Raw genomic sequence first — 12,001 nt, forward strand, 5'->3', positions numbered from 1 at the left:
GTAAATATTTCTTTCTTACGCAGAACATTAAGAATCATTACACTTAAAAATATTTACCCTAAATAAACATATATAAATACTTTATATTCTGCGCATTTATTCCAATATATGGAAGTGAGTATATTTATAATGACCTCTCACTTACCTGACAAACCCATAAGAATCCTATTTTCTGATCCTTACACTCACTCTTGACGTTACGAGATATTTCCATCTCTGATAGAAGGCGCCTTTATGCGTTTTCCTTTGCTCTGTCAGGCGACCTGCATTCTCATGACAAATTCTTCCGAGCCGCCTCCCTCGCTTTTGAAACAGCAGGGTATTCCTGCCGTTTTGGGTGGCAGAACACTTTCTGCTTTTGCATCTCAGGTGCAGGCCGTAGCTGTAGGGTGGCAGATTTACGCCCTTACACACAGCGCAGCCGCATTGGGCTTGGTGGGGTTGGCACAATTTCTGCCTATGGTGCTGTTCATATTTCCTGCAGGCCATGCAGCAGACCAGCATAATAGGCAGCGCATTGTTATTTCGTGCCAAGTGGTGGAAGCACTGGCAACAATGTTCATGGCCTATGCATCCTTCTCGCACCACCTGACATCTCTTATGATTTACGGATTGGTAGTGGTATTTGGAATATGCCGTGCCTTTGAGGCACCGGCACAGCAAACGTTTCTACCATCTTTGGTTCCTCCTGCGCTGTTTCCACGTGCTGCGGCACTTTCCTCCTCCTTGTTTCAGGTTGCATGTATCGCAGGGCCTTCTTTAGGGGGGCTGCTATATGGCTTGGGGGCTGGCGTATGTTATGCGCTTTGTGCGCTCAGCTTTGCCATTGCTGCGTTTTGTACTTATTCCATGAAATTGCAGTTTCCAACGCGGGCCAAACAACCAGCCACATTGGCCGCGGTTTTTGGTGGCATTGCATTTCTGCGCCGCAAACCCACCATGCTTGGGGCCATTTCTCTGGATCTGTTTGCTGTTCTATTGGGGGGCGCTACAGCCATGCTCCCTATTTTTGCCAATGACATATTACATGCAGGGCCATGGGGGTTAGGTTTGCTTCGGGCAGCACCTGGCATTGGTGCTTTATTGGTAGCCGCTATTCTGGCCCGTCACCCACTAGGGCGACATGCTGGGTTATGGATGTTTACGGACGTTGCCATTTTTGGATTTGCAACCATTGCCTTTGGCTTTTCCCGCTCCATTGCTGTTTCCGTCATCATGTTGGCCATATTGGGAGGAGCCGATGTGATTAGCGTGATGGTGCGCGGGGCACTGGTTCAGCTTGGCACGCCAGATGAAATGCGTGGGCGCGTTTCTGCCGTCAACATGTTGTTTATTGGTTCATCCAACCAGTTGGGAGAATTTGAAAGCGGAATGCTTGCTTCCGCCATTGGCCCGATTCCAGCAGTTGTGCTGGGAGGAATTGGCACATTGTGCATTAGTGGTATTTGGATGTTGCTGTTTCCCGGCCTACGTAAGCTGGACAGGCTGGAAGACATTACACCTGAAGATTCCTGATAAAAAAGAACCTTACGGAACAGGGTCCGTAAGGTTCTTTCCCAACATCTTCCGCTACGCAAGCGTGTTGGCTTAAACAGCCTTCTTCAGGTTGGGGCTTGCTTTAAAGCGTACTGTTTTGCCAGCTTTGACCTTCACCTGCTCTCCCGTGCGGGGGTTCAAAGCCTTGCGGGCCTTGGTTTTGCGGACTGTAAACGTGCCAAAAGAAGGAAGTGTAAAGCCACCTTCATGCTTCAACTCTTCTACAATCGCATCAATAAGGTCATTCGCTGCCTGATTGGCGGCAACGCCGGTGCAGTTGATCGAGTCCTGGATCACTGCTGCAATAAAGGCCTTGCTCATGAGGTAATGGCTCCCTTTCAGACAGAACTGTATGCACAAGAATTATTTGGCTATCATGCCCATGCTTTAAGGGCTTGTAGTCACATTTTTATGAAAAAACCAACTTAAAAAATGCAGCTTCTTTTAAATTCTCCCGATCCTGTCAGCAAAAACGGGCTATGTGACTTTTCAGACACAGGTTTACCCGCAGGGTCTGTATGTTTTTTTGCCGCCTATGCACCCAATGGTATTTTGCCGCCTTTCACTCAGTTTTACCTTAAAAATATCCTGGATTGCGGTTTTATTCTCCATCTGGTTCTTTCTGGTGATACCCCGGCAGATAAAGAAACCATTTTTTTCTGTAAAAAGAATAATATTCACTTTTGGCAGCGCCCCAATGGGGGAATGGACTTTGGTGCATGGCGTTTTTTGTTCCAAAAAAACGTTGCAGTTCATGCACCTTATGTCCTTTTAGCGAATGATAGTGTCTTTGGGCCATTCAGCCCTCTAGCTACTGTGCTGGTACACGCCCGCGCATATACTTTCCCTGCATGGGGCCTTGTTGCATCGCGCCTTGTTACCCCTCATCTGCAATCGTGGTTTATTGGACTTTCCCAAAAAACTTTACAGACAGCCCCGGTCCAACGGGTTTTTTCCCTGCCCTTTGAGCACATGAGCAGAAACGAAATTATCTGGCATGGTGAACTTGGGCTATCCATTGCCCTGCAAGAAGCCGGCATTCCACTTCAAGCCGCATGGAGTGACTTACATGCACCCCTTGCCCGCTTTCTGCCCACCAATCCTATGCATACGCATTGGTATTCTCTTGCCGCATCCGGACAAGTGCCTTTTATCAAACGCGAACTGTTACGGAACAACAGCTTTGCCATTCCCAACCTGCACCAATGGCCAGATGTTATTCCGCCAACATCCAACTTTAACCCACAATGGATTGCAGATAGCCTTACCCAACATGACCCCAGACCTACCCCGGCGGCCACCACAGCAAAGGGGCGGATGCTTTATAGATTGATCAGTACAACAGACACCCTGCTCTGGAAAACCAGACGGCACACCAGACATTCAGCACATTAAGCCGGTCGCAAAGCCACTTCCTGAAGCCATTTCCCCAACTCTGCGCTCTGCTGTTCAAACGTGGCAAGGCTGGCTTTATGAGGGTTTGTATAACCCTGTAAAAATTCTGGCGTGTCTAGAAGATTTTCCACGGCCATCCGCAATGTTTCTGGCCTGCCATCTATAGGAATAAGGGTGCCGTTTACCCCGTCTTCTATATCTTCTGCCTGTCCACCTGGCGCAGTAGAAATCACCCAGACATCACGCGCCAAGGCTTCACGTACGGTCAGACCATAACTTTCTTTCCATTGTGACGGAAAGAGCAGCACATCAATACTATTGAAAAAACTATCTATTGTTTCACGCGTATAAGCAGGAATGGTAGAAACATGCCCTTTTGTTTTCCACGCGCCCGTATAAACAGATTTGATGCCCAGATTCAGCTTGTTATCAACAATAACCAGCTCCCAGTCATCACGTTTCAACGCTTCAAAAGCACGCTTTACTAAAGAGTATCCTTTTATTTCTTCTGTGCCACCAACGTAGCCAAAGCGCAGTTTTTCACCTGATTTCCGTGATATATGAGGCGTTTGGGGCCACAAAAATCCATTACGGTTGACCCGAATGCGATCTGCAGAAATACCATTTGCAATAAAAAGAGCACGGTGTTCAGCACTTGGCGTTAATAACAGTGCAGCATGCTGCATAGCGGTTGTCATCAATACCTGACGTTCCGCCAGATGCCGTGCGTGCGGCACACAAAGTTGACACGTATGCAGATTGATTTTTTCCTGAAAGCAGTAATGTCCATCTGCTTTCACCATGAATTGCCGCTCACACAACCACCACGCATCATGGAGTGTAATAACGTAAGGGATGTTTTTTTCCATACAGACTCTCACGCAGCCTAACCCAAGCCCCTGCGTTGCGTGAAAATGGACCACGGAAGGACGAAACGCCTCTACCCAATCCCTAAAAGCCTGTGTTGCCTCAGCATTATCCAACCCAGCGACCGAATCATGATCGGGTGGCGTTTTAACGCCCAGAATATCTGTATTTTCCACACAGTAGCGAATACTGGCTTTACCACGCCCAACCAAAGCTGGGCGTGATGTAAACACTGCAACTTTCGTATTTTTCTGCTGTTGCAAATGGCGTGTCATTTCCTCAGCAACAAATGTTGCACCACCAAATGACCGTGGTTGATAATAAATATTCGCACATAAAATGCGTAATTCTGATGTCTGCTGAACTTCCGGTTTTCCGAAAACTGGCAAAACCTGATTTTTTACAATCGCTTCAGGACTATACCGATCCAGAACATCGTTACGGGCCTGCTGGCCAATTGTTTTCCGTAGTGTCTCATCTGCTGCCAGTTTTAAAATGGCATCGCGCCATTCTGCATCTGTTTGCGCAACCAGCCCATTTTTGCCATTTTGCACAACCTGCATAAACGCATCACGCGGGGAGCAAACTACTGGCAAGCTGAGAACAGCGGCTTCCAGAAACTTGATATTACTTTTGGCATCGTTGAAAATTGTTGGCTCTAATGGTGCAATCGTCATATCTGCCTGTGCTAACAATTGCATATAGGCGGCATAATCCAGCCCCGTTTGCGTTTGCACACGCGCACCCAATTCATCAAACTCTGAAGGTAGGGTCAGATCTCCAATAATATGAAGTGTTAAACGTGGCTCTGCCTGCATGGCAGCAAGAATACCCGGTGCCGCCAATCTGAAATCTGCATCATGCGTGCGTGTGCCAGACCCATAAACAATACGGATTTCACGCTGCGTATCATGTTGGGGCACACCCTCTTGGCGAATACGCGCAACAACATCCAGTGTCTGCTGATCTAGAGCATTTTCTATAACAACAGTCTGTTGAACACCGGCTTTTTGCATTGCTTGTGCCAACACACGCGTAGATGCAATGGCTTTATCGCAAGACAGGAGACATTTACGAAATAGCCGCACACCGAACAGAAGTTCTTCCTGCTCCTGCTTATCCAAAGAAGCCAAATTGCCGTTCTGCTTATAATCTTCAGCAGAAAAAATAAGATCATCCACTTCCCACCAAGGGGAAAGCTCCAACCTTTTTGTTTCTTCAAGAAGTATTTCTACGGCCGGAAAAGCCGGAACACGATAAAAAATTACGTCTGTGCACACTTGGAGAGCAGAAAGAGCCTGCTCTGTTTCGCGCCAGTCAACAACCTCAACCAACCACCCCAAAGAACGCAATTGCTCTTCTTTTTGCCAAACACGATATTTGGCACATTGGCGTAATGAGAGTTCCGCAATAATCAAGATTCGCGGCGTTAAATCTTTTAACCGTTCATGATCTACTTTTTCTAAGTAAACCTGATTTATTTTTTCCTTATACGTTAAAGAACCCGAGTTTCCTTTACCCATAGCAGCATTGGATGCCGTTGTTTGAGCGGATTTACGCTCAAATATACGCTCTGCCACACGCCCAACAGAAGAATGAGCCAAGCGGCGCGAGATACGAAACCGCACTCCGCCCAGACCTTCATTTTCATAAATCTCATGAACCCTATGATAGACATCTGAGATTTTTCGACCTGTTGGCAACTGCCCTTTGCTTAAATGCCGCACCAACCTTAATGGGGCCGTAAGGCGCCAGGATAACGTATGCTGCCAGATACCAAGCTGATGTTGTAATTGTGAAAGTTCGTGCCGAAGGTGGGTAGCTTCATGAGCAACACCATCCATTCGCATGGCCTGAATACGCATGCTGGCCTGATAACTGGCGGTAAGAGCATCTGCAGTGGAGTGTTGCTGCTTAGGCGTGTCACTCGGCTGCTCAGAATACGCCATAGGTTTTTGTTCTTTCACTATACTTTAAAAAATTTTCCTTATCTTTTTATACAACCTCCCACAAAAAGAAAAGCCGGACCACAAGGCCCGGCTTCCCTTTAAACGAGAACGTAAATCTAATTTAAAGACTTACTTCAAACCAGAAAACTGGTTTTCGTTCAGGTTAGAAACATTCACAAATGTAATCTGGCTGTGGTCAGACAGAGTAATTGTGGTGTTGTTACCGCTGGTGGTTGCCTTATCCAGAACTTCAGTCTGGAAAGAAGCCTTGGTGTAATCGTAATCAACCAGCAGCACAGAGTTACCAGCAGCACTACCAAAGTCCTGAATGGTGTAATCTGCACCAGCAATGCTGTTACGGAAGCCAAACACGTTAGCTGCACCGCTACCACCTTCCAGGGTGGCGTTGCCTACACCAGCAACCAGCGTATCGGAAGCCGTGCCGCCAACAAAGGTCTGGGTGCCTGTGGTGCCCGCGTTGTTACCGAATGCCTGGAAACCAAATGCAGAAGATGCACCATCCAGCGTTTCGTTACCATCGTTTGCAACAAACAGATTGTTCGCGCCAGCGCCATCAATGGTACCCTGCTGGCTTGCGTTCACGTGAACATCCAGCCCATTGGAACCAAAGATCGTAGCGTGACCAGCCGTAATGGTGGTTTCGCCCGTGCCACCGATAAAGGTGAGGTTGTTGGCAGCACTGATCGATGCAGAATCCGTGTTTTCTGTCTGCAGATCACCATGAGCAGCGGAAATCGTGGTGTTCTGGCCGCCTTCAACTGTGCCGGTAGCCCCGGACATGTTAATGTAATCCAGAGAACCACCGGTAACAGTGGAAGCACCACCAACCGTGATATGCTGATTACCACTGGCGTCAACAACCAGAGAGTTATCAGACAGATTAACTGTAGAGCTACTGCCAGACAGAGTTACGCTCTGACGGCCAGCTGTTGCTGTAATGGTATCCTGCCCATCGGAATGAACATAATTCATGCCCGAACCCAGATCTATGGTGTTATGGCCTGTGCCAGCAGAAATGGTGTTGTTACCAGCCCCACTCACAACCGTGTCATCACCACCACCGCTCAGAATGTTCCAGTTACCAGCTGTAGGCAGGCTATTGCCTACAAACACGTTATCACCGGACCCGGCAAGGAATGTGCCGCTCTGGTCGCCAGCGCTGAAAGCAATACCCGTGTTAGAACCACCGATAACTGTCATGCTGGAAGCAGTGACACCAGCCGCATTGACATTAACCCAGCCATCAAGGCCTACACCGGGCTGCGTGCTGGCATCAGAACCAATACCCAGGAACTGAGCATTGCCAGAAACCTGATAAGAACCAGGAGCAGTGATTACCCCATAGCCTGCCTGGTTACCTGTCCCGAAGTCTGTTGCTCCAGGAGCAATATTCTGAGCCGTCAGCCCACTAATGGCTGAGCTCAGCTTGTTCGACAGATCGGTGGCCTGGTTGTACAGGGCCGAATTCTGGGCGCCGTCTACGGTAACCTGAACATTACCGGACGCACCGACAACCGTGATAATCGGCATGTATCCGTCCTTTTCTTTTCAACTTGCCGCGCCAGCCAGAAATTCCAACCCGCCTACGGCAACTTCTTTTATCAATTCTTGCTTCGCAAAATACTACATGAAAAGCAAGCATCTTATTGGCGTTATAAACGCCTTAACTGTTGGCATTAGCACTGCATCGCCAACGATTATGACTGTAAGAGATTTCTTTTGCCGATAAAATAAAAAACACTCTAATTTATGATGACAAACATTCATAAATTACCTGCACAACTGTATAGAATATCAACTAAATATTGTTTGTGATTTTCCATCGCACCAACTGGAATTATACCGGACTCATGCCTGTATCGCATTCTCCCCTTCTAGAATCTCTCCTGTCACCAGAAGATTCTCCACTTTTTGCACCAACCGTGCTGATTGAAAGCAGTACATCTGGGTGCGAAAACATCCCATTTCTAGCATGGGTCATGAAATCTGGTTTTTTTACTGGAATAATATTGTCTGGAAGCAGTTTTTCTGTCCAGGAGACATTAAAATTTACTTTAAAAATCAAACCCTCATCTTTTCAGCTAACCATTCAGACAGAACTTCCTTCTCTGGTCAAAATATCTCATCAAGCCGTTTATATCGCCGCCAAAATGTGGACTTCGGCAGAAACCATTCACAAATTATTGAACTCCGCTCCAGCAAACACTCTTCTTTTACTGGAAGGTATAAAAGACTCACCTCGCGCAGAGGCATGGGAATTTCTTGCTTCTCGCTTTCCAGCCTTTGCATTTCCTCAAGGGAAAGGTCTCGGCATTCTGTCTACAACAGATATTGCCTGCCTATTTCCATTACTCACCTCGGATTCGCAACTATCGGACATAGACAGAACCACTAAAACCCTGTTACGCGAGCGATTCGCCTTCGCTGGGAATTTCTGGTTCGATAAAGCACTTCTGGCTAAGGCAGATGCTCAAATAGATACGCTCAAACAGGATCTGGTACAGACACGCAGCAACATTTTCTCCCAGCATATGCTGACCCATCATGAAAATGACTTGAGCAGCCAGAAAATCGAATCGCTACAAAAAACACTTCAACAAACTCAAAAACGCGAACAAGATCTCATTCAAGAAAAACAAGAAATAACCAATATTTTAAATCATTTTGCAGATACAGTTCGACAAAGAGAAGAAATATACCAAAAACAAACTGATATTTTATCTTCTTATAGTTCAAACATAAATGCGTATACAGAATCATTAAAGGAAGTTTGTTTATCTTATTCTCAAAAAATCCATGATCTGTGGAGTCGATTTGCACAAGAAGTTCTTGATCGAAGCGAAGCACAGGAAGCCCTTAAAACCTATCTTTCAACCCCTTCCGGTACGCTGCGCTCTATTGCCCGCGCTTTGATAAAAGGCGTGGTTATTCCTTATGTGCCAGACCTCCCCCAGCCGCCACAGGTAGAATCGTTTCCCCAACTTCCGCCTGCACCATCCCCTGTATTGTTCAACTCCGCCACACTCGCTCCTCTTGCCATTCCCACAATCCCGCAATCTGCTTCAGTTCCGGCCCTTGCCCAACCACTCCAGCCAGCCAGCCTCAATATCCTTTTTGTTGCGGGTGAACCGGATTCTCCGGGTGTAAATTATCGCTGTATCCGCAACGCGGCGGCCTGTACCCGGGCCGGTTTTCCGGCACAATGGAAACGCTGCGCAAACGTTGGCCCTGATGACATTAACTGGGCTGACGTTATGGTTTTATGGCGTGTAGAATTCAGCGGACATGTGGACATCATGCTTCGCCTGGCACGAGAACAGAATATTCACATCATTTTTGACACAGATGATCTCACCTTTATCCCTGGCCTTGCGCGCATGGACATTATTGATGGCATACGCAGTATTGGTGCGACGGAAGAACGTATTGAAACTGTTTTTACAGATATGCAGCGCACCCTTTTGCGCTCAGATATTGGTTTTGCGCCAACAGATACCTTGGCTGATGCCATGCGCGTTTATCAGCCCGTTACTTATACTGTGCCCAATACATATGATGCAGATTGTCTGACTCTTAGCCGCAAAGCCTATCGTATGCGTCAGCTTAATCCTGCTGAGCACATTATCCGTATTGGCTATGCAACAGGATCACGCACACACCAAAAAGATTTTGCGCAGGTCAGTGGTATTCTGGCCCGTTTATTGCAAGAAAAACCAAACCTGCGCCTGGTATTGTTTCGGGAATCCGGCAACCATCGCCCGGTTCTGCTTATGAATGAATTTCCAGAACTTGAAGCTGTTCGCGATCAGATTGAATGGCGAGATATGTGCAGCCTTTCTGCCCTCCCCACAGAACTGGCCCGGTTTGATATTTCAATTGCACCGTTGGAAATTCAGAATCCATTTTGCAATGCCAAAAGCGAACTGAAATTTTTTGAAGCCGCTTTGGCTGGTGTGCCCTCTATTCTTTCTCCCACAGCCCCATTCCTCCAGTGCGTAGAAAATGGTCGGACCGGTTTATTCGCCACCTCATCTGAAGAATGGGAAACTGCACTCCGCACGCTTATTGAAAAACCGGATTTACGTGCCCGCATGGCGCGAGATGCATATCATACGGCCTTGTGGCACTTTGGCCCGCAGAGACAGGCAATGCTTTTAGGCACCATTATGGAAAGCCTAAAAGGCGAAAAACAGGCAGCCCAAGCCGCAGAAATACAGATTGCCCGCGGGAAATATCTTGCCAGAAATCTCCCAAATATTCCTGATTATAACGTGCTATTCCAGTATGATGCCTTAGAAGAAGCAAATATTACTGTTATTATTACCTCTTATAATTATGAGAGTTTCATTCTCGAAGCTCTTGAATCGGTAAAGCTCCAGACAATTCCCGTTCTTGATCTTATTGTTGTAGATGACGGCTCCAGAGATGATTCCGTCAATCAGATCAAAAACTGGATGCAAAAGCAGACGGCACGCTTTAACCGCCTTATTCTGCTACAAACCAGCATCAATGCAGGCCTGGGGGGAGCGCGTAACTGTGGCGTTGCTTATGCAGAAACACCTTTCTTCCTGCCATTAGATGCAGATAACCGGCTTTTGCCCCATGCATGTGAAACACTTTTAAAAGCCACGGATGATCTGACAGCCTATGCTTACCCCATCATCCAGCAATTTGGAGACCCAGCCCAACACCCAACATTAGGCAAGGAACCCTTCCGCCCTATGCAACTGGTGGCAGGAAATTATATTGATGCCATGGCTTTAGTAGCAAAATGGGCATGGGCTGCTGCAGGAGGCTATTACGTCAACCGAGATGCAATGGGCTGGGAGGATTATGACCTCTGGTGCACTCTGGCAGAATACGGGTTACGCGGCACGCATGTACCGGAAGTGCTAGCGGAATATCGTGTGCACCAAACATCCATGACCAATAATGTTACAGAAAAAATGGCACACAAACAGCGCGTGGTTTCATTGGTGGAAGAACGCCACCCGTGGATTCGGCTTGTGCAGAAAAACGCCAAACAACGCGAAATTTCTACAGACTAAATATACAGAATAATAACGCCAAGCCCACAGACAGACATACTGTTTATGGGCTTGGGTGCTTAACCTAATATACCAAACATACAAAGGTAGAGCTCCATTTCTAGAATTCTACACCATCCCAAACTTTGTATGATCCTTACCCCTTTAAATGCACATTTCCATTATACGTCATTACAGATCGCATAAATAATCCTATTTACGTTCGGACGATCACCCCCATTATACTCCTTTAATGGGGTAATCATGACGTAAATACGCCTGTTTCTAACAGATCCTCACATATTGCAGCCAATAATAGTTTACGCTAATATTTAAGAAACTTTAAAATGCTGTATAGGAAAATAAAATGAGTATCTTAGATTATAGAAATATGGAATTATCTATAGGAAAAGATCATACATTAACTGTTTCTGAAAATGCAAAAAATCATATATCTCTTATAAAATTTGGAGATATTTACATACTATGCAGCTATGATTTCCTTGGAGAATTCTCATTATATAATGGTGGCGTAAAATCTTGCGGTCATTTTGTGACTATATTGGAAGAAAACTCACATAAATACATTGTAGATTATAAAACAAAAAGATTTCTTTGCTCAGAACCGAACGGTTCAGTTGGAACGAGAGACAATCCAAAGTTATGGGAAGAATTTATATTCTCTGAAAATACTGTAACAAAGGAAATTACCATCAATAATGATAATTATATTTTTGATGGAAAAGATATTTTTGAAATTATAAAAGGAGATTCAAAATTTTGTGCGAACCTATCAGCATTAGAAATTAATATAGTTGTTTCAGCGATACTAAGCTCTATGCAAAAAGAGCATTTGGAACGTTTTTGTAAAAATCTCATTCATTCTCATGATAACATTAAAACCATTAAGAATTTATTTAAATACAATGATAAAATATACGAAAAATTACTCGACTTGTTTAATTGGAACTCAAGCGGACGGCCTACCCGTAATTACAGAGTAATCGGTCGAGATCTTGATTGGATTGTAAAATATAGTAAATTTAACCCGGGCATATCAATAACTGAATATTTGTTGCATTTTGCACGAGCAGCCATCTCTCCAAACAAATCCTGCTGTGTGGTAACCACAGCCAGAAATGAAGGTATCTATATTATTGAATGGATAGCTCATTACCTTTCCCTTGGGTTTGAATCTATTTTTAT

At 45.8% G+C, this 12,001-nt stretch carries 9 protein-coding genes; 4 read left to right on the forward strand and 5 right to left on the reverse strand.

The genetic code is table 11. The features are described from left to right. Positions 1-234 precede the first annotated feature (234 nt). Positions 235-1,515, forward strand: coding sequence for an MFS transporter (locus CSR02_RS05780; protein WP_099540887.1), 1,281 nt, complete (start codon positions 235-237; stop codon positions 1,513-1,515). Between the two features lie 72 nt (positions 1,516-1,587). Here the strand turns inward: CSR02_RS05780 and CSR02_RS05785 are convergent, their stop codons facing one another. Further along, positions 1,588-1,857, reverse strand: coding sequence for an HU family DNA-binding protein (locus CSR02_RS05785; RefSeq protein WP_042786416.1), 270 nt, complete (start codon positions 1,855-1,857; stop codon positions 1,588-1,590). Positions 1,858-1,968: 111 nt separating this feature from the next. Between CSR02_RS05785 and CSR02_RS05790 the strand changes: the two genes are divergently transcribed. Then, entirely contained in the window at positions 1,969-2,931 is a 963-nt protein-coding gene (locus CSR02_RS05790; RefSeq protein ID WP_099540888.1) for a rhamnan synthesis F family protein, read from the forward strand. Here the strand turns inward: CSR02_RS05790 and CSR02_RS05795 are convergent. From CSR02_RS05795 to CSR02_RS16990, 4 genes are all read right to left on the reverse strand, one after another. Continuing rightward, a complete protein-coding gene (locus CSR02_RS05795) occupies positions 2,928-5,747 on the reverse strand; it encodes a glycosyltransferase (RefSeq protein WP_099540889.1) in 2,820 nt (939 codons plus the stop codon). The genes CSR02_RS05790 and CSR02_RS05795 overlap by 4 nt on opposite strands. A 129-nt stretch (positions 5,748-5,876) precedes the next feature. Then, entirely contained in the window at positions 5,877-7,298 is a 1,422-nt protein-coding gene (locus tag CSR02_RS05800; protein ID WP_099540890.1) for a beta strand repeat-containing protein, read from the reverse strand. 307 nt (positions 7,299-7,605) lie between these two features. Next, entirely contained in the window at positions 7,606-7,833 is a 228-nt protein-coding gene (locus tag CSR02_RS16985) for a hypothetical protein (protein WP_244176810.1), read from the reverse strand. A 337-nt stretch (positions 7,834-8,170) separates the two neighbouring features. Continuing rightward, complete coding sequence (locus tag CSR02_RS16990; RefSeq protein WP_244176812.1) at positions 8,171-8,314, reverse strand: hypothetical protein; 144 nt, start codon at positions 8,312-8,314, stop codon at positions 8,171-8,173. On the opposite strand from CSR02_RS16990, the gene CSR02_RS05805 reads away from it, so the two are divergent. Then, complete coding sequence (locus CSR02_RS05805; protein ID WP_306417266.1) at positions 8,300-10,816, forward strand: glycosyltransferase; 2,517 nt, start codon at positions 8,300-8,302, stop codon at positions 10,814-10,816. The genes CSR02_RS16990 and CSR02_RS05805 overlap by 15 nt on opposite strands. 346 nt (positions 10,817-11,162) lie before the next feature. Further along, positions 11,163-12,001, forward strand: an 839-nt coding sequence (locus CSR02_RS05810; RefSeq protein WP_143225546.1) for a glycosyltransferase family protein, incomplete at its 3' end; no start/stop codon positions are given.

Origin of the sequence: Acetobacter pomorum (genome assembly GCF_002738225.1) — a bacterium.
GTDB classification, from domain to species: Bacteria; Pseudomonadota; Alphaproteobacteria; order Acetobacterales; family Acetobacteraceae; genus Acetobacter; species Acetobacter pomorum.